The organism is Sulfurospirillum multivorans DSM 12446, assembly GCF_000568815.1.
Lineage (GTDB): Bacteria > Campylobacterota > Campylobacteria > Campylobacterales > Sulfurospirillaceae > Sulfurospirillum > Sulfurospirillum multivorans.
In genome coordinates this window covers 2,061,434-2,082,537 of sequence record NZ_CP007201.1, presented here as the reverse complement: position 1 = coordinate 2,082,537, position 21,104 = coordinate 2,061,434, and the positions used below count along the sequence as shown (strand labels likewise).

General features: G+C 44.0%; 22 protein-coding genes. 13 read left to right on the top strand and 9 right to left on the bottom strand.

Annotation, left to right across the window (positions count from 1 at the left end):
- Nucleotides 1–185: 185 nt before the first annotated feature.
- The 4 genes from SMUL_RS10810 to SMUL_RS10795 form a co-directional block, all read right to left on the bottom strand.
- On the bottom strand, nucleotides 186–731 hold the full coding sequence (locus SMUL_RS10810; RefSeq protein ID WP_025345272.1) for a ferric reductase-like transmembrane domain-containing protein: 546 nt from the start codon (nucleotides 729–731) through the stop codon (nucleotides 186–188).
- Nucleotides 728–1,645 carry a protein-methionine-sulfoxide reductase catalytic subunit MsrP gene (msrP, locus tag SMUL_RS10805; RefSeq protein WP_025345271.1) on the bottom strand — a complete coding sequence of 306 codons (918 nt, stop codon included), beginning with the start codon at nucleotides 1,643–1,645 and terminating at the stop codon, nucleotides 728–730. The genes SMUL_RS10810 and msrP overlap by 4 nt, the downstream gene beginning before the upstream one ends.
- Before the next feature lie 55 nt (nucleotides 1,646–1,700).
- The gene (gene nudC, locus SMUL_RS16720) at nucleotides 1,701–2,513 is read right to left on the bottom strand and encodes an NAD(+) diphosphatase (protein ID WP_025345270.1); all 813 of its coding nucleotides are present in this window, start codon (nucleotides 2,511–2,513) and stop codon (nucleotides 1,701–1,703) included.
- Between the two features lie 87 nt (nucleotides 2,514–2,600).
- Nucleotides 2,601–4,214, bottom strand: a complete 1,614-nt coding sequence (locus SMUL_RS10795; RefSeq protein WP_025345269.1) for a methyl-accepting chemotaxis protein — start codon at nucleotides 4,212–4,214, stop codon at nucleotides 2,601–2,603.
- A 192-nt stretch (nucleotides 4,215–4,406) separates the two neighbouring features.
- On the opposite strand from SMUL_RS10795, the gene SMUL_RS10790 reads away from it, so the two are divergent.
- Nucleotides 4,407–4,850, top strand: a complete 444-nt coding sequence (locus tag SMUL_RS10790; RefSeq protein ID WP_025345268.1) for a PAS domain-containing protein — start codon at nucleotides 4,407–4,409, stop codon at nucleotides 4,848–4,850.
- On the opposite strand, the gene SMUL_RS10785 is transcribed toward SMUL_RS10790, so the two are convergent.
- The 3 genes from SMUL_RS10785 to SMUL_RS10775 form a co-directional block, all read right to left on the bottom strand.
- Nucleotides 4,847–5,491: a LysE family translocator gene (locus tag SMUL_RS10785; RefSeq protein ID WP_038533315.1), complete on the bottom strand. Its 645-nt coding sequence runs from the start codon at nucleotides 5,489–5,491 to the stop codon at nucleotides 4,847–4,849. The two genes, SMUL_RS10790 and SMUL_RS10785, sit on opposite strands and share 4 nt — an antisense overlap.
- A gap of 81 nt (nucleotides 5,492–5,572) precedes the next feature.
- Entirely contained in the window at nucleotides 5,573–6,337 is a 765-nt protein-coding gene (locus tag SMUL_RS10780) for an exodeoxyribonuclease III (protein WP_025345266.1), read from the bottom strand.
- Nucleotides 6,334–6,654 carry an ArsR/SmtB family transcription factor gene (locus SMUL_RS10775; protein WP_025345265.1) on the bottom strand — a complete coding sequence of 107 codons (321 nt, stop codon included), beginning with the start codon at nucleotides 6,652–6,654 and terminating at the stop codon, nucleotides 6,334–6,336. The genes SMUL_RS10780 and SMUL_RS10775 overlap by 4 nt, the downstream gene beginning before the upstream one ends.
- A 108-nt stretch (nucleotides 6,655–6,762) precedes the next feature.
- Between SMUL_RS10775 and SMUL_RS10770 the strand changes: the two genes are divergently transcribed.
- The gene (locus SMUL_RS10770) at nucleotides 6,763–7,395 is read left to right on the top strand and encodes a LysE family translocator (protein WP_025345264.1); all 633 of its coding nucleotides are present in this window, start codon (nucleotides 6,763–6,765) and stop codon (nucleotides 7,393–7,395) included.
- Here SMUL_RS10770 and SMUL_RS10765 read toward each other — a convergent pair.
- Complete coding sequence (locus SMUL_RS10765) at nucleotides 7,375–10,491, bottom strand: efflux RND transporter permease subunit (RefSeq protein ID WP_025345263.1); 3,117 nt, start codon at nucleotides 10,489–10,491, stop codon at nucleotides 7,375–7,377. The genes SMUL_RS10770 and SMUL_RS10765 overlap by 21 nt on opposite strands.
- Before the next feature lie 101 nt (nucleotides 10,492–10,592).
- Here SMUL_RS10765 and SMUL_RS10760 point away from each other — a divergent pair, with 101 nt between their 5' ends.
- From SMUL_RS10760 to SMUL_RS16715, 11 genes are all read left to right on the top strand, one after another.
- Nucleotides 10,593–11,381: an ABC transporter ATP-binding protein gene (locus tag SMUL_RS10760; protein WP_025345262.1), complete on the top strand. Its 789-nt coding sequence runs from the start codon at nucleotides 10,593–10,595 to the stop codon at nucleotides 11,379–11,381.
- Nucleotides 11,382–11,573: 192 nt separating this feature from the next.
- Nucleotides 11,574–12,062, top strand: a complete 489-nt coding sequence (locus SMUL_RS10755; protein ID WP_025345261.1) for a 3-isopropylmalate dehydratase small subunit — start codon at nucleotides 11,574–11,576, stop codon at nucleotides 12,060–12,062.
- On the top strand, nucleotides 12,059–13,132 hold the full coding sequence (leuB, locus tag SMUL_RS10750; protein ID WP_025345260.1) for a 3-isopropylmalate dehydrogenase: 1,074 nt from the start codon (nucleotides 12,059–12,061) through the stop codon (nucleotides 13,130–13,132). Before SMUL_RS10755 ends, leuB begins: the two co-directional genes overlap by 4 nt.
- A gap of 1 nt (nucleotide 13,133) precedes the next feature.
- The gene (locus SMUL_RS10745) at nucleotides 13,134–13,382 is read left to right on the top strand and encodes a tetratricopeptide repeat protein (protein WP_025345259.1); all 249 of its coding nucleotides are present in this window, start codon (nucleotides 13,134–13,136) and stop codon (nucleotides 13,380–13,382) included.
- A 4-nt stretch (nucleotides 13,383–13,386) separates the two neighbouring features.
- Entirely contained in the window at nucleotides 13,387–13,764 is a 378-nt protein-coding gene (locus SMUL_RS10740; RefSeq protein ID WP_025345258.1) for a CiaD-like domain-containing protein, read from the top strand.
- Nucleotides 13,761–14,885, top strand: a complete 1,125-nt coding sequence (locus SMUL_RS10735; protein ID WP_025345257.1) for a tRNA nucleotidyltransferase/poly(A) polymerase family protein — start codon at nucleotides 13,761–13,763, stop codon at nucleotides 14,883–14,885. Before SMUL_RS10740 ends, SMUL_RS10735 begins: the two co-directional genes overlap by 4 nt.
- Nucleotides 14,886–14,888: 3 nt before the next feature.
- Complete coding sequence (gene purU / locus SMUL_RS10730) at nucleotides 14,889–15,731, top strand: formyltetrahydrofolate deformylase (RefSeq protein WP_025345256.1); 843 nt, start codon at nucleotides 14,889–14,891, stop codon at nucleotides 15,729–15,731.
- A gap of 2 nt (nucleotides 15,732–15,733) precedes the next feature.
- Nucleotides 15,734–16,213, top strand: a complete 480-nt coding sequence (locus SMUL_RS10725; RefSeq protein ID WP_025345255.1) for a tRNA (cytidine(34)-2'-O)-methyltransferase — start codon at nucleotides 15,734–15,736, stop codon at nucleotides 16,211–16,213.
- Nucleotides 16,214–16,226: 13 nt separating this feature from the next.
- The gene (locus SMUL_RS10720; RefSeq protein WP_025345254.1) at nucleotides 16,227–16,928 is read left to right on the top strand and encodes an SIMPL domain-containing protein; all 702 of its coding nucleotides are present in this window, start codon (nucleotides 16,227–16,229) and stop codon (nucleotides 16,926–16,928) included.
- A gap of 18 nt (nucleotides 16,929–16,946) precedes the next feature.
- On the top strand, nucleotides 16,947–18,092 hold the full coding sequence (locus SMUL_RS10715; RefSeq protein WP_025345253.1) for a BaiN/RdsA family NAD(P)/FAD-dependent oxidoreductase: 1,146 nt from the start codon (nucleotides 16,947–16,949) through the stop codon (nucleotides 18,090–18,092).
- Nucleotides 18,093–18,136: 44 nt separating this feature from the next.
- Entirely contained in the window at nucleotides 18,137–20,743 is a 2,607-nt protein-coding gene (locus tag SMUL_RS16715; protein WP_025345252.1) for a bifunctional diguanylate cyclase/phosphodiesterase, read from the top strand.
- On the opposite strand, the gene ppnP is transcribed toward SMUL_RS16715, so the two are convergent.
- On the bottom strand, nucleotides 20,715–21,026 hold the full coding sequence (gene ppnP / locus SMUL_RS10705) for a pyrimidine/purine nucleoside phosphorylase (protein WP_025345251.1): 312 nt from the start codon (nucleotides 21,024–21,026) through the stop codon (nucleotides 20,715–20,717). The genes SMUL_RS16715 and ppnP overlap by 29 nt on opposite strands.
- Nucleotides 21,027–21,104: the final 78 nt, after the last annotated feature.

Sequence of the window (21,104 nt, the reverse complement as noted above, 5' to 3'; positions counted from 1 at the left end):
TATACAAAACTAATTATGAAAATTTATAAGAAAAGTATAAAAAAAGTATAAATAATTTAAAGAGTTGGTGAATGGATACGTCTATAGGTTATATGCAGAAAAGAGTTGGTTATAGAGGTGTGGAATTGATTGGTAGTTTTGTTGCATAGTATTAGGTCATTAAAGTAATGATAAAAGGTTACCTCTTATAGGGGTTTTTTATTTTGCCACGCCCAAACACGCTCCCCTAAAAGCACCAACCCAACGGCGACCACGCTATACTCAAACATCCCAGCCACTTTTTGCGCCCAGAAGCTGTGAAGCAGTGCAAGTGCCAAAGCGAGGTAGACCGCTTTATGGTACTTTGAAAGCTTGGCAAAGAGTTTTTTAAACGAGGTGAGCGCCATGAAAAGAAGGATGATGAACGCAATAGTACCGATATAGATGAACGGTTTTTTGAGACTTTTTTCAAAGATGGTGATGAAGTCAAATTCGCTATCGAGTGCGACAAAAACGCTTACATGTAAAAAGGCGTAGGCAAAGCTCAAAAGCCCGATGGTTTTGCGATAACGAAGGAAGTTTTGTCCACAAACTCGTTTACAAGAAGAGGGTACAAGCGAAAGTAAAAGTAGCGTTATCGCCCCAATGCCCGTTGTGTTGTAGAGCATTTTAATTGGGTCGATAGCGCTTTCGAGTTTGTAGTATGCAAGCCCCAGTGGAAGCAGCGCAAGAAGGACGAGGAGGGCTTTCAAAAGAATTTCCTTAAGTCCATTCCCGCGTAAAGTGAGGCGACCTCTTTTTCGTAACCGTTAAAGGGCAGGGTGGCTTGTTTGGTCAGTTTTCCGAGCAATCGCTCTTTGGATTGTGTCCATCTTGGGTGGTCAACGGCAGGATTAACATTGGCGTAAAAGCCGTACTCTTTAGCGTCAATGGCTTGCCATGTGTTAAGCGGTTCGGTTTCCACGCATTCAATGAGATCGAGTGATTTGATGGACTTAAAGCCGTATTTCCATGGCACGACAAGACGAATCGGTGCACCATTTTGCGGAAGCAGGCGTTTGCCGTACATGCCCACAGCGATGAACGTGAGTGGGTTGCGTGCCTCGTCCATGCGCAAGCCTTCAACGTAGGGATGTGGAATGGAAGCAAAAATGCCTTTGCTTTGGTCGGGAAAGAGGCTAGGGTCGTGGCGTGTCGTGAACTTGACGTATTTGGCTTTGCTGTTTGGCTCTAGGTAGTCGAGCAGTTTGTACAGTGGAAAGCCGATCCACGGAACGACCATCGACCAGCCTTCGACACAGCGAAAACGGTAAATCCGCTCCTCTAGTCCAAATTTGACGATGAGCTCATCCACTCTAAGCATCTGTTCGGTTTTGATGTCGCCGAAAAAGCCAACACTCCACGGATCTGTTTTCATCTTTTGGGAAAGTTTGACGGGGGCGGTTTTGTCGGTTGAAAATTCGTAAAAATTGACATAGTTGGTGATCTGCTCAAGGGTGTTGGGCGAGAGTTTGAGTGGGTTGGGATCGGGTGTGTAGGTGAGGCTCATATCTAAGGGCGTTTCGGCTAAAAGCTGTGAAATAGCAGTGCTACTCACCAGTGCACCCGCTCCTAGTTTTAAAAAATGGCGACGTGCTTCAAAAAGTGCTTCAGGGGTGATGTTCATGGCAAACTCCTCGCGTGAATTTGCCTTATTTTAACAGAAAAATATCAACAAAAAATCAATGATTTTTAAGCCACTCTTCGATTATCATTCGAGCGATAGATGTCTCATGCGACAAAGGTGGAAGGGCATCTTTGTTGAACCACTGTGCATCTTCGATCTCCTCTTCTTGAATGTGAATCTCACCGCTGTCGTACTCAGCAAAAAAACCAAGCATCAAGGAGTGGGGAAACGGCCAGGATTGCGAGCCAAAGTAGCGAAGATTTTTCACGCGAATGCCCACTTCTTCGAACACTTCGCGGTGAAGGGCGCTCTCGACACTTTCGCCCGCTTCGACAAAGCCTGCTACTAGACTGTAGACGCCTTCTTTAAAGTAGGGTGAGCGCGCTAAAAGTATCTCATCGCCTTTTGTAATGAGGGTGATGCACGCGGGCGAAAGGCGTGGAAAGATGTAGTTGCCACAGGAGCAGCCCAGTGATGAAAATTTTGAAGTATACCCTACAGGTGCGCCACAGCGACCGCAAAATTGGTTGTCGTAGATCCAGTGTGCAAGTTGTTTGGCGCGTGCGAGCATCGCAAAAAGGTGCGGTGGGTAAAGTCCTAAAAAATGGCGTAAATTGGTTTTCACTAAATTCTCAGGAAGGGGCGTGTTTTTTTCCCATGCAAAAAGGATGTACAACTCTTCATCAAAGGAGCCGATGTGAAAGCGATGTTTGGGCTCTCCCAAAAGGGCAAAAAATTCCATGGAGGGCAATGTGCCGTCTTCTCTCATCAAAATATCGCTCCCACAAAAGCCGATGACCGTCCCTTTTTTGTCGTCCGCTGGCATAAAAAATGGGGTGAGTTTATGTGACATTATCTCTTCTTGCATACGAAAACCTTTTTACATGTAAAGTGTAAAATGATAGCAAATTCTGGTTAAAGCATGCCCAAAGAGGTGGTCTCTTTGGGCAAAACGTTACGCGGTTTTGAATTGTGATAGGGTGTGGCTGAGCGTGGAAGAGAGCTTGGAGAGGTGCTCGGCTGCTGCTGCGATCTCTTCAACACTTCTGGCGTTGGAGCTTGAGAGCGTGTTGATCTCACCAATTTTTTCGATGACGGCTGTTTTGATGAGCTTGACGTTGCCATTGGCTTTAGTGACGACCTCTTCGGTTGCGTTGACACTCTGTTCTAACATGCCAACGGCGTCATTGGTTTGAGTCGTGACTTGGTTAGAAAACTCGGAAAGCTCGTGGATGCGTTTAGCGTTGTGGTTCATCTCACCGCTGATGTCGCTGATGGACTGAACGATGACATTGACCGTGGCATTGGTCTCGATGAGGCTTTTTTGGGTGCGCTCTGCCAGTTTTCGTACTTCATCTGCCACCACGGCAAATCCACGACCATGCTCTCCCGCACGTGCCGCTTCAATGGCGGCATTGAGTGCTAAAAGATTGGTCTGGTCGGCAATATCGCCGATGACATCCAGTACCGATTTGACCTGTTCGGCTTCGCTTGAGAGGCGATTGAGGCGCTCATTGATCGCCGCTTCTGCCTCTGCCGTTTGGCTGAGTTGCGAGAGCGTTTCATTGAGCAGCTCTTGAGCCCCTAGTAAGCTTTTTTGCGCATCGGTTGTAATTTCTTTGACATTTTGAGATTGCACGCTTGCCTCTCCAATCGCTTTGGCAACCTCTTTGGCATCGTTAGTGGTTTCAAAAACAACTTTGGCTTCTTCTTCGGCGCGCTTGCCGATCTGAAGGCTCGTACTGGAGAGCTCTTCGGCAACGGAAGCATTTTCAAGCGCGTTGCTTTTTGCTTGGTTAAGGGCCTGCGCAACATCGGCGATCAGTGCGTTGATGGAACTGACAATGTCGTTGATCTCATCTTTCGTGCCTGTGGTGATGCTCACGCTGAGATCTTTGCTCTGGCGCATCTTCTCACACGCTGTTTTAGCATGTGCCACAGAGTTTTTAATAGAGCGTGTGACGATAAAAAAGATCGTAAAGACAAAGAGAAAAATCACGCCAAGCGATATTTGCGATATGAGTTTATTGGTATCCAAACGATTGAAGTTATTGGTTTTCACGCTGAGTGCTAAATCATCGAGTTTCTCGGTAATGACGACAAACCCTTGGCTACTTTTTTTGTAGTATTCGTTGAGCTTTTTTGCGTCTTCTGGATAGGTTTGCGCAAAGCTTGGCTCGTGCATTGTGGCGCCGTACTTTCCAAACAGCTGCATGCGAGGAACATTGACATCGTTCCATTGGATGAGCACATTTTTAAGACTTTCGATGCGTTGATGGTTTTGTGGACTCATCAAAATCAGCTTGAGTGCTTCTAAATCAGCGATCAATTTTTGATAGATTTTTTCATAACGATCTAGATTGGTCTGTTTAAAATAGATCTGATAATCACGCTGTTGAATGCGAAGTTCTAAAATCGAATTTTCAATATCTGCAATAGTCGTCAAACGAATGGCAGCCATTTTGGCATCGTTGGCTTCTTTGATAATTTCAACGCCAATGGCACTGAAACCTAGGAAAATAATGACAAGCAAAAAGACAAGCTTGTTTTTGATGGAAGCTAAATACATAACGCCCCTTTAAAGTTTTTGGTGCGTATAGTAGCGGTCTTGCGTAAATTATATGTAAATTTATAAGAAAATATCAGGAAAGATGGATGATCTTTTGAGCTCTAAAACCTTTACATGTAAAGGTGGATATAACGCGAATATCACACTTGTAATGTATAATCGCTTATCAAAAAATCTTAAAGGCTATGCGCGATGAGAAAAGAGTACTTAAAAATTTTAGAATGCGTAGGGCACGGGTTTTGGGAGTGGAATCCACTTGGCAATCGCATCATATTGTCACCGCAATGGGTCACGATGTTGGGGTACGAATTTGAGGCGTTCGAGCAGACCAAAGAGCGTTGGATGTCACTCATTCACCCTGAAGATTTGAATTACTGTCTCAATGAACTTACAGCACTTTTAAGTGGTAGAATCAAGCATTACCAGCATCAGCACCGCATGTTGTGTCATGATGGAAGTTACAAATGGGTGCTCGATCAAGCCAAAGTCATTGCGTACAATGAGGATGGGTATCCGACCAAAGTTGTCGGAACGCACACGGATATTCACGATCTTCGAGCGGCACTCGAATTTCATAAAAATTTAAGTCAACAAACCAATGCTGATCGCTACGTTGTTGCACAAAAAAAGCATTAGTTTTTAGATGTGGAGGTAAGCATCTGCCAGCCTGCATAACCAAAGAGTGTTGCTAGGGTGCCATCAAAATATCGTTTTGTACGCAGGTAGAACGCTTTGGCAGTAGGCGTTGAAAAAAGAAGTGCATAAGCGCAAAAAACAAAGATGCCAATAGGAAGTGAGCCTACAACAATCCAAAGTGCATCGCTTGTATGTGTGTTTGCAGGCAATGCAAGGGCTACGATGGAGAGCCATACAAAAATTGCTTTAGGATTGCTCAGGTGCATGAGTGCTCCTTGGAAAAAGAGCTTGAGTGTGGAGGAGGAGGCTGCGTGCGTCTGGTGAGGAATAATGTGCGTTTTTGCAAAGGCAGATCGCGCCGATTTATACGCAAGCCAAAAAAGATAAAGTCCTCCAAGAATCTTAATCGCGATAAGCACTTCTGCGTATTGAATGAGAAGAGTCGAGAGTCCAAGGGCTGCTAAAAAACCCCAAAATGCTGAGCCAAAAGCAACGCCTAACGCGAAAATTAACGCCTGTTTACGGCTTGTGTGCATCGCCATACTCATGATAGCAAGGTTGCTAGGACCAGGGCTTGCTGTACCGATGGCATACGCACTATAGGCTAAGAGGGCGTTTGAACTCAGTGATAAAAAATCCATAATCCACTTCCTTATAAAAATAATTTTAATCATACCATAGCATTGAAAAAAAGAGTGATTAAAAAGTGTTACATGTAAAGCTTACAAATCGATCTCAATGCCCACAGGGCAATGATCTGAGCCTCCGATGTGACTGAGGATAAACGCATCTCTCAGACGAGGTTCCAGCTCTTTGGAAATGAAAAAATAATCAATCCGCCACCCCACATTACGTTCCCTCGCACCAAAGCGGTACGACCACCACGAGTAAGCATCTGTGATGTCGCCGTGGATATGTCTAAACGTGTCGATGTAGCCTTTCTCTAACAGCCTATCGATCCACGCGCGCTCAATCGGCAAAAAGCCTGAGGTATCTTCATTGGCTTTAGGGTTTTTAAGATCAATCGCGCGGTGCGCAGTGTTGACATCCCCACAGATGATAATGCCTTTTCCCTCTTTTCGTAACGCTTCGGTGTGTGCTAAAAAATCACTGTAAAATTTCAGCTTATGTGCAAGGCGTTCTTCGCTTTGCTGACCGTTAGGAAAGTAGACATTAAACAGCGCCACATCACCAAAATGGTGCTCCAAGATGCGTCCTTCATGCGTATGGTCGATGTGCCACGCGGTGTCGGTCTTCTCAAAAGGAAGCGTTGAAAAACTCATCGTACCCGAATAGCCTTTCTTAGAAGCCGAGTTGACATGTTTACATGTAAAGGTATGGCTAAAAAGAGGCTCAGGAATCTGCTCCGCTTCCGCTTTAATTTCTTGCAAGCACAAGACATTTGGAGCGAACTCATCCACCCACGCAAACGCGTTTTTGTTGGCAACGGCGCGAATGCCATTAACGTTCCAAGAGATAAGTTTCATAGTGAATTTTCCTTTTTACATGTAAGCATATCACGTGGCACGGGCATCTCAAGATAGCTGATCTCTTCTAAACATTCGAGTCTAAAACGATCCAACGGCGAGCGAACCGTATAATACGCCCATTTTCCACGTCGATCAACGCGTAAAAAGCCCGCATCTTTGAGGATTTTGAGATGGCGCGAGACGCGCGACTGGATCATCGAAAACGCCTCTTCGAGCTCACACACGCACACTTCGCCGTTTGTGTGAATAAAATGAAGGATTTGCAAGCGCGTTTCGTCATTCAGTGCGCCAACGGTTTTTAAAAAAGTTTCCATGAGCTTCTCTTTGTCTTTAATTAACGTAGTATAGCATAGAAGATTTCACATCAAGATATATTGATCTAATAAAATGCGTTATAATACCCAAAAACGAAAAGGCGCAGAATGGAATTTCACACATGGCTTTTGTATGCAATGGTTGCGTTTATCGCGATAGCAAGCCCAGGTCCCGCGGTACTTTTGGCGATCAATAACTCTGTGAGTTATGACCTTAAAGCGACTTTCTTTTCATCGCTTGGCAATGCCATCGGTCTTTTTGTGCTCTCCAGTGCTGCGATGTTAGGTCTTGGTGTGGTATTGAAAACGTCATTGGTGTTGTTTTTGGCGTTTAAAATTTTAGGGGCGTGTTATCTTATTTACATTGGAATTAAGCAGTTTCGCGCCTTGGGAAGCATCTTTAAACAGGTGGATCTTGGGCGTAAAAAAAGCGTTGCGCATTACGCAAAGATCTTCCAAAAAGGGTTTTTAGTCTGCATCACCAATCCCAAACCGATCATCTTTTTTACGGCACTTTTTCCACCGTTTCTCAATCCAGAGGCACCGCTTTTAGAGCAGTTTTTCATTTTAACGTTGACATTTATGATTCTTTCGTTTAGCACATTGATGTGCTATGCCTTTTTTGCGAAACGATTCAAGTCGTGGTTTTTGACCCATCAAAGAGCGTTATGGTTTAACCGTGTGAGCGGAGCGATTTTCATCGCTCTTGGTTTGGGGTTATTAGGACTTGAACGCAAGTGACGTTTTTTCTTTAATCTTCATGATAAGATAGAAAAAAAGCGGTACAAAAAAGACGCCGATGAGGGTGAGCGTAACCATGCCACCTACAACGGTGGTGCCGATGACATGACGACTGTTCGCACCTGCTCCTGAACTTAGGGCAAGTGGTAAGGTTCCTGCGATAAAGGCAAATGAGGTCATGATGATAGGGCGAAAACGAATCTTTGCTCCTTCGATCGTTGCATCGATTAAACTGTACCCTTCTTCCATTTTTTGCAAGGCAAACTCCACCATCAAAATCGCATTTTTAGCCGAAAGCCCGACAAGGGTGATGAGCCCTATTTGGAAGTAGATGTCATTTTGAAGCCCTCGAAGCCAGATGGAGAGTTCTGCTCCAAGCAGCGCAAAAGGAACGGCTAAAACGATCGCCCAAGGAATCATCCAGCTTTCATAAAGTGCCACAAGAATCAAAAAGATGAACACAATCGCGAAAACAAACGAGAGATTACCAGTTTCTAGGAGTTTTTTCTCTTGCAATGATGCGCCACCCCATGCGATGGAGTAGCCTTCCGGCAAGACTTCTGCTGCGATCTCTTCCATGATTTTCAGCCCTTCGCCTGAAGAGTAACCTGCATTGGTTTCACCCAAAATTTGAGCCGATGGGAACATATTGAAACGTTTTGTGATGTTGGGATTGATGACACGTTTTAGGGTAACAAGGTCGCTTAGTGCGATGGCATCTCCATCGCTGGACTTGATAAAAATATCACTGTAATTTTGTGTTCCTTCTCTAAAATCACCTTTGGCTTGAATATTTACACGGTAATTGCGCCCAAAAAGGTTAATATCGTTGATATAGACACTTCCAAACGTGGTTTGAATCGTGGTGTAAATATCGGCAATATCAATGCCATACGCTTGCGCTTTTTGGTTATTCACTTCGATGCGATATTGAGGTGTGTTGGTGCTTAAGGTACTGCGCACCGAGCGAAGTTCTTCACGTGTGGAAGCGCGGGCTACGATCTCTTTGGCATAATTTTCTAATGAGGCATACGTGCCGCCTGTTTTATTCTGAACGTACATCTCAAAACCACCTGAAACGCCAAGACCACTGATGGCAGAGGGAGCAACGGCGACGATACGTGCTTCTTTATTGGTGGAAAGTTTTTGGATAATCTCTTTAGAAATTGCATTCACACTTTGATTGGCATCTTTGCGTTCATCCCAATGTTTAAGGCGTACATAGCTGTATCCCGCTTCTGTGGTGTAGGCTTTTGAGCTAAAATCAGAGCCTGAAAAACCACCGACTTTATCGACAGAAGGATGTTGAAGTGCGACATCACCTACGGCGATATTGATCGCATGGGTGCGTGAAAGTGAAGCCGCAGCTGGCAGGGTTGTGACCGCAAAAAAGACCCCTTTATCCTCTTTTGGAACAAGACCTGATGGGATAATGCTCATCAGTTTGACAATCGCAAAGATCATAATGCCAAAGAGAAGCAGGTTGAAAAGTGCGTAACGAATCGCATTTTGAACAATTTGCCCAAAATGGTGCGTGATGTAATCAAACAGCGCGTTAAATTTTTGAATGATCCACAACGGCTCCTCTTCCTCTTTTTTCAGAAGCAAAGCACACAGTGCAGGGGTGAGCGTCAGTGCTACAAGACCCGAAATGGTGACCGAGATAACGATGGTAATGGCAAATTGCCGTGACATCGTTCCACTGAGCCCTCCCATAAACGAGGCAGGAATGAAAACCGCGCATAAAACTAAGACAATGGCAATGACAGGCGCCGTGATCTCTTGCATCGCTTTAATGGTCGCTTCTTTAACGCTAAGGGATTCTTTGCGCAAAATGCGCTCGACATTTTCAATGACGATAATCGCATCGTCCACAACCAAACCAATGGCAAGAGTGAGTCCAAAAAGTGTCAAAAGGTTGATGGAAAAGCCTGTGGCATAAAAGCCTGCAAAGGTGCCGATGATGGAAACGGGGATGGCAAGAACGGGAATGATCGTCGCTCGAATATTGCCCAAAAAGAGGTAAACCACAAAAATAACCAACGCAACCGCTTCTAAAAGGGTGACGATGACCTCTTTAATCGAGGCTTTAACAAACAGCGTTGGATCGTAAGTCGTGCCGATTTTCAGCCCCTCAGGAAAACTTTTTTTGATCTCTTCCAGTTTTTTATCGAGCAAGTCAGAGACTTCAAGCGCATTGGCTTTGGAGGTCAGCGTAATGCGTATCATCGAAGTGGGTTCTTTGTTAAAGAGTCCTTTGAAAAAGTAACGCTCCGAGCCTAGTTCAAGGTCTGCTACATCTTTAAGCCTTAACGCCGAGCCATCGGGGTTGGATTTGACCAAGATTTGCTCAAACTCTTCAGGCGAATTAAGCCTGCCCGTTGATGTGACCGTGTAGGTAAACGCAACAGCGTTTTGAATCGGCTCTTGCCCGATTTGCCCCATAGGATACTGCTCATTTTGCGCTTTAATCGCATTCATGACTTCGGTGGTTGTGACATTGTAAAACGAGAGTTTTTGCGGATCGACCCAAACGCGAATGGCGTACTCTTGGTTCCCCACAACCACAGCTTCAGAAACACCAGGAATGCGTTTGAACTCTTCTAAGATGTTGTTAATAGCGTAGTTGGACATAAAAATAGTATCGTAACGGTTGTTTTCTGAGGTGAGGGCTAACACACGCAAGGTATCGTTGGAACGTTCTGCCACTTCAACGCCTTGACGATTGACCGCGTCAGGAAGTTTACTCTCCGCCAGTCTCACACGGTTGTTGACATCAAGCTTTGCTTGCGCCATGTCCGTGCCCACTTCAAAATAGAGATTCATCGTAAGAAGCCCACTGGGCGACGTGGTTGACATCATGTAGAGCATATTATCAACGCCGTTTATTTTCTCTTCAAGAACAGAAGCTACTGACTTTTCAAGGGTTATGGCATCCGCACCCGAATAGGTCGTAGAGACGATAATTTGCGGAGGCACAACATCCGGATACTCTTGAACTGGCAACGTACGAATCGCCATAACTCCAGCGATGATGATAATAAGTGAAACAACGATAGCAAAATTGGGTCGATTGATAAAAAATTTAGAAAACATCTGGATGCACTGCCTTTAGCGAGGTTACAAATGTCACATTTTAACCAAATTTTGTGAATAATGATGTGCTATAATCGTAGCATTGTAAGAGGAGTTAGCGAATGGAAATTATTCATTTTGAGCATGTGAATGTTGCGTATGATGAAGAGGATGTTTTGCATGACATCAATTTAAGCATTAAAGAGGGACAACATACGGTGATTTTAGGGGGAAATGGTTCGGGAAAATCGACGCTTTTAAAGCTCTTTTCCAACGATCTTTATCCGCGTTTTAGCGAAACGACAACCAAAGAGGTGTTTGGCAAAAAGGTGTGGGATATTTGGGAGCTCAAAAAGCATTTGGGCATCATTACCAACGATCTGCACTACCAATTTAGCGAGCGAGCACCCGATCTAAACGCGTTTGAAGTGATACTTTCAGGCTTTTACAGCAGTTTTCACATTTACGAGCATCAAGAATTTTCACCGTTACATGTAAAGAAAGTGGAAGAGGTTTTGGACTTCTTAGGCATACGCCATTTACGTCCTAAACGCATTTCTGAGATGTCTACTGGGGAGCTTAGAAAGTGCATCATAGCGCGCTCTTTGGTGCATGAACCTAAAGCGATGATACTTGATGAGCCCACTGTGGGGCTTGATATCAAGGCGCAACTCAACTTTATAGAGATGATACGCAAGATTGCAGCACATCGAACGATCATTTTGGTGACGCATCATTTGGAGGAGATTTTTGAAGAGATTTCGCATGTGGTGCTGATCAAAGAGGGGCGAATTTTAGCGCAAGGGGCAAAAGAGGCACTGCTAAGTGACGCGCATCTCTCAGAGGTTTTTGATCTGCCTTTACATGTAAAGTGTGAGAAAGGACGCTATTTTGTTCAAAGTGCGGGGTGATTAAACTTTTTTACAACCCCATTTAGATAAAATATTTTATTGAAATCATGCAAAAGTAAATTTGTACGAAGTTAAAGCACCTATGGTGCGTGGGCTTTCTGCCGAGGAAAACCCAGTGTTAACGTAGCTTTTGAAGCTTTGCTTTAAAAGCGTATGAAGAGTCTATTAAATCAAGAGTACTAAGGATAATCAATGAGTACGATTAGCGGAAAAGTATGGTGTTTTGGCGATAATATCGACACTGACTTAATCATTGCGGCACGTTATTTAAACACGTCTGATCCAAAAGAGCTGGCAAAGCATGTTATGGAAGATAAAGATCCTGAGTTTGTGAACAAAGTCAAAGCGGGTGACATCATCGTTGCGGGTGAAAACTTTGGCTGTGGAAGCAGTCGTGAACATGCTCCCATCGCTCTTAAAGCTGCAGGTGTGAGTGCGGTTGTTGCGAAAAGTTTTGCGCGTATTTTTTACCGAAATGCGTTTAACACAGGGCTTCCTATTTTTGAACTCGCTGAGACTGACACCATTCAAGAGGGCGAAAGCATCTCGATTTCTATGGAGAGTGGCGAAGTGAAAAACGGTGCAAAAACCTATAAATTTACCCCGATTCCTCCGTTTATGCAAGAGCTTATTGGATGCGGTGGATTGATGAATTATGCAAAAAAAGAGATCATGAAATGAAAAAAATCTATAAAATAGCGGTTATTAGAGGCGATGGAATTGGCCCTGAAATCGTGGATGAAGCGATCAAAGTTTTAGACAGTGTCTGTGCCAAAGAGGATTTTGAACTACAGTATGAAGACTACCTTATGGGTGGTGTGGCGTATGATTTTAAAGGCACGCCACTTCCCGATGAGACGATTGAGGGCTGTTTGAAAAGTGACGCTGTTTTATTTGGCGCCATCGGTGGTGAAAAATGGGACAGTTTACCTCGTGAATTTCGCCCTGAAACAGGACTTTTGAAGCTTCGCAAAGCGCTTGGATTGTTTGCAAACCTTCGCCCAACGGCTATTTTTGATGAGCTTTTAGATGCGAGTACACTGAAACCCGAAGTGCTTAAAGGGGTTGATCTTTTAGTGGTGCGTGAACTGATCGGTGGAATTTACTTTGGTGAGCCTCGTGGTAATGACGGTTTCAAAGGCTACAACACGATGGTGTACACCAAGCCTGAGATCGAGCGCATTGCGCATATGGCGTTTGAATCCGCGATGAAACGCCGTAAAATCGTCTGTTCCGTTGATAAAGCCAACGTCTTGGAGGTTTCTCAACTTTGGCGCGATACGGTCATCGAAGTTTCCAAACAGTACCCCGAAGTCACACTCTCTCATATGTACGTTGACAACGCTGCAATGCAGCTTGTGCGCAATCCGCGTCAGTTTGACGTGATCTTAACGGGCAATATTTTCGGTGACATCCTAAGCGATGAAGCCAGTATGATCAGTGGTTCCATTGGTCTGCTTCCATCGGCTTCCATTGGTGGAAAAGTAGGGCTGTTTGAGCCGATTCACGGATCTGCTCCAGACATTGCAGGTCAAGGCATCGCCAATCCTTTGGCGACCATTTTAAGTGCCTCTATGATGCTTCGTTTTGCCCTTGGTGAGACCAAAGCGGCGGATCGCATTGAGCTGGCGATTAAAAAAGTGTTGCATGATGGGTATCGTACCAAAGACTTAGCCAATTACGGGGCAAAAGAGGTCTGTTCAACGACCCAAATTGGCTCCATTATTGCAGATTACACCGCTAAAGTATAATATGAAAACACTCACTCTTGCATCGATTTATGAACTTCAAGGTCTCAAAAATGAGGCTTTGGAGATTTACAAAGAGCTTTTGCGCGAAAATCCTGATAACAAAGAGGCAAAAATTGCTATCAAACGACTTTCAGGCATTCGCAAAAAGTACTTAGGGGTCGATGAAGAGATGAAGAAGTTTTTTTTGACGATGAATTCAGAAGTGGAATTTTTAGAGTTTGAGCGTTGGCTCGTTAAATTATGGAAGTGAAAATATGGAACTAAAAGATATGATTCTCTCAACGCTGAAAGAGCTTGAAGAGGTAGCACCCAAGGAAGAACAACAACCACTGCAACCCCCTCGCAAGCGTGAAGAGGTTGAGTTTGAACCCGAGCCTCTTTTAGAGATCACCGAAGAGATCAACACGATTCGAGCGTATGCGATTTCTCACGAAGATGACGACACGTGTGCTGAGAGCCCCAAACAGTTTTATACGAACCTCAGGGAGCGCATCTTGGTGCTTTTTGAAGGGTTTCAATCTCCCAATAATAAAAACATTGAAGCCAAACTCGATTTAACGCTTAACTTTTTAGAGTACCTTTTAGCGACGATTGATGAGCAATTGGAGCAGATGGAAGCCTCTAAAAAATGAAGCTAGAGTGCGTTTTTCCTGCGCATTTTGAACAGCAAATCTCCGAAGCGATTGCGTTTTTAAAACCTTATACGAAACGAGCTTATTTGGTCGGCGGCAGTGTGCGCGATCTCTGCTTGAGTGAACCTTTACACGATTTGGATATTGAGGTCTATGACATCGAGCCAAAAGCGTTTGAGTCGCTGATGAGGCGAGTGGGCGCCATTGGTGTCGGGAAAAGTTTTTTTGTGTATAAGCTTGGCGATATTGATTTTTCGCTCCCACGCGTTGAGCGCAAAAGTGGCGTCGGGCATAGGGCGTTTGACGTTGAAGTGTGTCAAGATGAAAAAGAGGCGTCTAAGAGGCGTGATTTTAGTGTGAATGCGATGATGCGGAACATTTTTACGGGTGAATTACTCGATTTTTGGGGTGGCAAAGAGGCGATTGCACACAAAACGCTTGAGATTATTGATGAGCAAAGTTTTAAAGAAGACAGCCTAAGAGTGCTTCGAGCGATGCAATTTAGCGCACGCCTTGGCTTTAAAATCGAGCGAAAAAGCTTGGAGTTGATGTGTGGCATTGATCTTTCTGATCTGAGCAAGCCACGCATTTTGTGGGAGTTTGAAAAACTCTTTCGCGCCTCTTGTTTGCACTACGGTTTATTTTACATGTACGAGCTGGGACTTTTTGAGAAATGCTTTACATGTAAGGTGGAAAATCGCTTTTTTGAGATCGCGCATGAATTGCTACGATACAAGCAAAATTTTGAAGAGGCCCTTCGTCCTTACTATTTTGTTTATATCGTCGCCAATCGTCTGAACCAAGAGCCTTTGAGGTGGTTGAAGCAACTCGAAGCGCCCAATCATTACCTGCAAACCTTCAAACATCAGCCTTTTTTTGAAGGCGAGATCAGCGATGAGATACTTCTACATGTAAGCCTTGAAATGCCTATTTCGCAGTGGCTTGGCAATTATCGAAGCGGTGTTAAAGAGAGGGCTCAAACGCTTGGAATTTGGGATGAACTATTTACAGGCGATGTGAGTGTTCAAGAGGTAATTGCGGATGGATTTGAAAAAGAAGCTATCCGATATGAATTAAAACGAAGACGAATAGAAAAAATCAAACAACAGTGTGAGGCATAACGAATGCAAGAGAGTAAAAATTATATTTTAAAAATTGATTGTTCCGATGAGAAGGGTCTGATCTACCGCATTGCGGATGTGGTGTTTAAGTATCAACTGAACATCATCAAAAACGACGAGTTTGTTGACCGTGATAACGGTAAATTTTTTATGCGAGCCGAACTCAGTGGTGAAATGAATATGAGTGCGTTTAAAGGTACCCTTGAGGCGATGTTACCTGCCCATGCGGACATTTATGTCGCCGAAGCGCGCAAAAAAGACATCATTTTGATGGGTACGAAAGAGACGCACTGCTTGGGCGACATTTTGCTCAAACATGACAGCGATGATCTCAATGCCAATATCTTAGCGATTGTCTCCAACTATGAGGATCTCAAAGGTCTAAGCGATAAATTCAACATTCCATTTCATTGTGTCAGCCATGAAGGGTTAAACAGAGCCGAACACGAAGCAAAAGTGCTGGAAGTGTTAAGCGCTTATACCGTGGATTACATCGTTTTAGCTAAATACATGCGCATTTTATCGAGCGAATTTGTCGGACATTATGAAGAGAAAATGATCAACATTCACCACTCATTTTTACCCGCCTTTATCGGGGCAAATCCGTACAAACAAGCGTTTTCGCGCGGTGTCAAAATCATCGGAGCCACGGCGCATTTTGTGAATAATAATCTTGACGAAGGTCCGATCATCGCGCAAGATGTCATTCACGTTAATCACGAAATGACATGGAAAGATATGCAACGTGCAGGTAGAAATGTTGAGAAAAACGTGCTCTCCAATGCCCTTGATTTGGTGTTTGAAGAGCGTATTTTTGTTCATGATAATAAAACGATCATTTTTTAACCATGTTCAATATTGTTTTAGTTCACCCACAAATCCCACAAAATACGGGTAGCATTGGGCGCATGTGCGTCAATGCCGACTGCAAATTGCACATCATCAAGCCCACGATGTTTGAGATCAGCGATAAGACCGTAAAAAGGGCAGGGCTTGATTATTGGCATCTTTTAGACGTTACGGTTTGGGAAAATTTAGACGCTTTTTTAGAGGCGCATAAAGACAAAGTAGATCATTTCTTTTTTGCCACAACCAAAACGAAAAAAACTTATTTTGAAGCCTCGTTTAAACCGGGTGATTTTCTCTTTTTTGGTGGCGAATCCACCGGGCTTCCGATGGAATTGATGCAACTCAAATGGGAAAATGCCATCACGATTCCGATGGGAAAACTTGGCAGAAGTTTAAACCAAGCCACATCAGCGGGTATTATACTGTATGATGCGATTCGCCAGAATTTTGAAACATTTAAGGCGACGTCTTTAACCTAAAAAGGAGTTTACCATGAAAAAATCCTTACTATTTTTAAGTCTCGTTCCTCTTTTGGCAACGGCTCAGATGAGCATTACGACCAATGAGCATGTTTCCGAGGCATTGACACCGGATGTTTTGCGCGCTCAGATTGGTTTTGAAGAGGAACATAAAAGTGCCGATGTGATTAAAGAGCATCTCAATGCCATTGTCGTCTCCGTAAAACAGTTTGATCCAAAAGGCGAATTTTGCCGTGGCGGTGGTTATTACCTCGCTCCTCGTTACAATTACAAAGATCAAAAACAGATTTTTAACGGTTATGGTGGAACGCTCTCGTTTGGGTGTGATTTTAAGTCCATTGATCATTATAATGCCCTTTTGTCCGCGATCAATAAAATCAAAGTGTCCAGTGTTTTGATCAATCAAAGTGCTTTAACGTGGGATGTGAGCCTCAAAGCTCGCAATAGCGCGCGTCTTGCAATGCGTACTTCATTATTGCACATGGCAACGGAACAAGCGGTCTTTTTTTCAAAAGAGATGAAGATGCGTTGTGAAGTCAGTGCCGTTGCTTTTGAAGGGACACAGTCCCCTCAACCCGTGATGATGAAAGGCATGCTTTCTCGTTCAAATGCCTCTTTGAAGGAGGAGTCTGCTCCTACCGAAGCGCCCATACTGCGCGATGAAACGCTCACTCTGGATGCGACGGTCAATTACACCTGCGTGAATGAAAAATAGACGTGAAAGTGCGTTAGTTTGAAAATCCACGATATTCTTTTCATTGGATCGGGTGCGAGTGCTTTGATGGCGGCGAGTCATCTTGAAGGGCACGATGTCGCACTCGTTGATGCAAACCCAAAAATAGGCATGAAACTGCTGATCTCAGGGGGTGGAAAATGCAATCTGACCAACCGTTTTGCAACGGCTGAAAATTATTTGGGTGATCCAACATTTATTGCGCCCATTCTGGACGCGTTTGATGCTTCTGAAACACTCTGCTTTGTCAAAAAACACCGCTTAAGTCTGGAAGAGCGTGAGCATGGGCAGGTATTTTGCGCCAATAGTGCGAAAGAGTTGGTCTCTATTTTTGGTCGTTTGAGCGCTTATGGTACGTTTTATCTCTCCACGAAGGTTTTACATGTAAAGAAAAATGACCACTTTGTTGTTACGACAGATAAGGGTGAAATTCACGCCAAAAAAGTGGTGGTTGCCAGTGGAGGGCTAAGTTATGCCAGCATTGGGGCGAGCGACATAGGCTATAAAATCGCGGAGTCTTTTGGGCACACGATCATTTCTCCTTCGCCTGCACTGGTTGGTTTGACCCTTCAAAAAGAGCAGTTTTGGATGAAGGAACTTAGCGGCATTGCACTACCAGTTATTTTACATGTAGAGGGAAAACGTTTTAGCGAAAATCTTCTTTTTGCGCACAAAGGCATCAGCGGTCCCTCTGTTTTGAGTGGGTCATTGTACTGGAAAAAAGGGAACATGACGATCGATTTTTTGCCACACATCCAAAGCATGGAAACGCTTTTTAAAGAGCAGAGCAAAAAGCAGATTATCACTGCATTTGGGCTTCCAAGGCGCTTTACCAAAGCATTTTTAGACGCCATTAGCATGGAAGATAAAGTGCTCTCAAAACTCACCGCCTCAGAGCGTGAACTGCTCTCTTCGCTCAAAGCCTATACCTTTGCCCCTGCGGGCAATTTTGGGTACACCAAAGCCGAAGTGACCAGAGGCGGTGTCAGCACATCTGAGATCAATCCACTAACGTGTGAAAGTCTTACATGTAAAGATCTCTATTTTCTTGGAGAAGTGATGGATGTGACAGGCGAACTAGGTGGTTTTAACTTCCAGTGGGCGTTTGCGTCGGCTATGCGCTTTGTAAAAGGTTTCATTTTTTGATACAATAAAGGTAACTTAAGCGAAGAAAAGAGAAGAGGTGTGGTGTGAATCGAACGGCACGTGTGCATTTGCGCGATCCTAGAACTGTCTTGGTCGTCGTTTTTGTGCTCTCTTTTGTACTGTTAACCTTGGGCATTTACAACCTTCATACCTTAGAGTCCGAAAAAGAACGGGCAAAAGTCTATACAATCGCTGCTAATTACAGTTATGACATCAAATTTAACCTCGATCGAGCGCTCTCGTCAACCTACACACTCCAAGCTTTGCTGACTCAAAATGATGGTGGATTTATTCGCAATTTTGAAGAGATTGCCGAGGAGATTTTACCTTCTTATCCTGGTGTGATTGAGCTTGCGATTGCCCCACGTGGCATCATCCAACAAGTTGCTCCACTTCAAGGCAACGAAAAAGCACTGGGGCTCAACCTGTTTGAAGCCAAAACCCAAAATAAAGAGTCTTTTTTAGCACGCGAGAGCGGTAAACTGACCTTGGCTGGACCATTGGATTTGACACAAGGGGGCATTGGTCTTGTGGGGCGTCTGCCCATTTTTGAAGATAGGGATAATAAAGAGCATTTTTGGGGATTTGTCGCTGCGGTGATTCGCATCTCTGAAATTTTTGATACTGCAAAAATTGCGCAACTTGACCAAGAAGCGTTGATGTATGAAATATGGCGTATCCATCCTGATAGCAAAGAGAAGCAGATCATTTTAAGCTCCACACGCACACCACTTATCGATCCTGTGGTCTATACGTTTGATGTGCCAAATGGCACATGGACGATTGCTATATCGCCTGAAAAAGGGTGGGGGAGTCCGGTTCTTTTTATGGTGCGCGTGCTGATGGCATTGATGTTTGCGCTGATGTTAGCCTATATGGCAAAATTAGTGGTTGAGCTCAAAATTACGAAAGTGGCGCTTGAGTCTCAGGTGCTTCAAACAACAGGCGAAAAAAATGTGTTGGCGCGTCAATTTGAGGTACTCTTAAATGCAATTCCCGATCTGATTTGGCTCAAAGACCCCAATGGCATCTATCTTTTTTGTAACAAAGCGTTTGAGCGTCTTTATGGAGCCAAAGAGCATGCGATCGTGGGAAAAAGTGACTATGATTTTGTGGATTTTCAATTAGCGGATTTCTTTAGAACACACGATATTATCGCAATGGATGCCAAAGAGCCTGTGCGAAATGAAGAAGAGCTGAGTTTTAAAGAAGATGACTACAACGGGCTTTTTGAGACGATTAAAACGCCTGTGTATGATAAAAACAGTGAACTTTTAGGCGTTTTGGGTGTTTCGCGTGACATTACGGCACGCAGGGAAGATGAAGAAAAAATTCAAAAATTAGAGTATTTTGATCCACTCACATCGTTACCCAACAAGCTTCAACTGCGTCTTCGTGTGGAGCATGATCTTAAAATCGTTCAGCACCAAAATGAGCAGTTAGCGGTTCTTTTTATTGATTTTGATCACTTTAAAAATATTAACGATACTTTAGGACATGCCACAGGCGATGAGCTTTTGGTCAAGGTTTCAAAACGCCTCAAACCACTTTTACGCCAAGTCGATACCCTCTCACGTCAAGGTGGCGATGAGTTTGTCGTGATCTTGCCAGGGGTCAGTGTGGATGATGCCGCGCATATGGCAAAACGCTTGCTTCAAGCGATTGAACAGCCAATTAAGTTGGATACCAATGAACTGATCGTAACGGCTTCCATCGGAATTGCACTGTATCCTAATGATGGCGCTGACATCGACACGCTCTTTAAAAGTGCGGACGCGGCGATGTACTTGGCAAAACAAAATGGCAGAAACAATTACCGTTTCTTTACCTCCGAGATTCAAAGCAGGTCAGCGCGCATCTTAAGCTTGGAAAATGCACTGCGTTATGCGCATACCAGAGGCGAGTTGAGTCTTCATTATCAGCCACAAATTTCGCTCAGCGATGGCAAAATTGTAGGTGTTGAGGCATTGATTCGTTGGAATCACCCTGATTTTGGAATGATCTCTCCAGTGGAGTTTATTCCGATTGCAGAAGAGAGCGGTCAGATCTTGTTGATCGGCGAATGGGTGATGCGCACCGCCGCAACGAGGATGAAACAGTGGATGGATATGGGCTTTCCTGCGATGAGTGTGGCGGTAAATCTCTCCGCTGTGCAGTTTCATCATGCGCATCTCTCCAAATTGGTGAGTACGATTATCGATGAAGTGAAGCTTCCGCCATGGTTTTTGGAAATCGAGTTGACCGAGAGTGCTGCTGCTCAAAATCCACTTCATGCGATTGAGACGATGAATGAACTCTCTGAAAAAGGGATACGTCTTAGCATTGATGATTTTGGTACAGGGTACTCCTCTTTGAGTTATTTGAAACGTTTTAAAGTCTATAAACTCAAAATCGATCAGAGCTTTATTCGTGATATTGGCATTGATCCAGAAGATCGTGAGATCGTTAAAATTATCATTGCTTTGGGAAAAAGTTTGGGGCTTAAAACGATCGCGGAGGGCGTTGAAACCAAAGAGCAGTTAGACTTTTTAAAAGAAAATGGTTGCGATGAAGCTCAAGGGTACTATTTTAGTGAACCCTTGAACGTAACGGACATAGAAGCGCTTTTAAGAGCGCCTGAGATTATTTTACGTAAGAACAACAGTAACTAGCACATGTCTTTACATGTAACGTAAACAAGGCATTAGCAGGCACTTCAAAGATTGCTTTTTCATGAATGATTAAAGGCTCTTTTTGGTTTGGAAGCTCCACGCTCAGCTCACCACTTAAAAACTCCATCACTTCGGCTACGCCTGTGTTAAAGGTGTAGTCACCTACTTGCATAAAACCGAGTGTTTTGGTGGAGCCATCATCAAAGGTGAGGGTATAACTGACCACTTTGCCATCAAAATAGACATTGGCTTTTTTCGTAACGGTAACGTTTTTAAATTCCATTTTTTTCCTTTATAGGGTTTAGAGATGGCAATATTATAATGATTTTTGGCTTGTAATTTCTTTTTCATTCTGATTCAC

Bases quoted from the DNA above. Each gene is read 5' to 3' on its own strand.
- msrP (WP_025345271.1), bottom strand. From the start codon at position 1,645: ATGAACATCACCCCTGAAGCACTTTTTGAAGCACGTCGCCATTTTTTA.
- nudC (WP_025345270.1), bottom strand. From the start codon at position 2,513: ATGCAAGAAGAGATAATGTCACATAAACTCACCCCATTTTTTATGCCA.
- SMUL_RS10795 (WP_025345269.1), bottom strand. From the start codon at position 4,214: ATGTATTTAGCTTCCATCAAAAACAAGCTTGTCTTTTTGCTTGTCATT.
- SMUL_RS10790 (WP_025345268.1), top strand. From the start codon at position 4,407: ATGAGAAAAGAGTACTTAAAAATTTTAGAATGCGTAGGGCACGGGTTT.
- SMUL_RS10785 (WP_038533315.1), bottom strand. From the start codon at position 5,491: ATGGATTTTTTATCACTGAGTTCAAACGCCCTCTTAGCCTATAGTGCG.
- SMUL_RS10780 (WP_025345266.1), bottom strand. From the start codon at position 6,337: ATGAAACTTATCTCTTGGAACGTTAATGGCATTCGCGCCGTTGCCAAC.
- SMUL_RS10775 (WP_025345265.1), bottom strand. From the start codon at position 6,654: ATGGAAACTTTTTTAAAAACCGTTGGCGCACTGAATGACGAAACGCGC.
- SMUL_RS10770 (WP_025345264.1), top strand. From the start codon at position 6,763: ATGGAATTTCACACATGGCTTTTGTATGCAATGGTTGCGTTTATCGCG.
- SMUL_RS10765 (WP_025345263.1), bottom strand. From the start codon at position 10,491: ATGTTTTCTAAATTTTTTATCAATCGACCCAATTTTGCTATCGTTGTT.
- SMUL_RS10760 (WP_025345262.1), top strand. From the start codon at position 10,593: ATGGAAATTATTCATTTTGAGCATGTGAATGTTGCGTATGATGAAGAG.
- SMUL_RS10755 (WP_025345261.1), top strand. From the start codon at position 11,574: ATGAGTACGATTAGCGGAAAAGTATGGTGTTTTGGCGATAATATCGAC.
- leuB (WP_025345260.1), top strand. From the start codon at position 12,059: ATGAAAAAAATCTATAAAATAGCGGTTATTAGAGGCGATGGAATTGGC.
- SMUL_RS10745 (WP_025345259.1), top strand. From the start codon at position 13,134: ATGAAAACACTCACTCTTGCATCGATTTATGAACTTCAAGGTCTCAAA.
- SMUL_RS10740 (WP_025345258.1), top strand. From the start codon at position 13,387: ATGGAACTAAAAGATATGATTCTCTCAACGCTGAAAGAGCTTGAAGAG.
- SMUL_RS10735 (WP_025345257.1), top strand. From the start codon at position 13,761: ATGAAGCTAGAGTGCGTTTTTCCTGCGCATTTTGAACAGCAAATCTCC.
- purU (WP_025345256.1), top strand. From the start codon at position 14,889: ATGCAAGAGAGTAAAAATTATATTTTAAAAATTGATTGTTCCGATGAG.
- SMUL_RS10725 (WP_025345255.1), top strand. From the start codon at position 15,734: ATGTTCAATATTGTTTTAGTTCACCCACAAATCCCACAAAATACGGGT.
- SMUL_RS10720 (WP_025345254.1), top strand. From the start codon at position 16,227: ATGAAAAAATCCTTACTATTTTTAAGTCTCGTTCCTCTTTTGGCAACG.
- ppnP (WP_025345251.1), bottom strand. From the start codon at position 21,026: ATGGAATTTAAAAACGTTACCGTTACGAAAAAAGCCAATGTCTATTTT.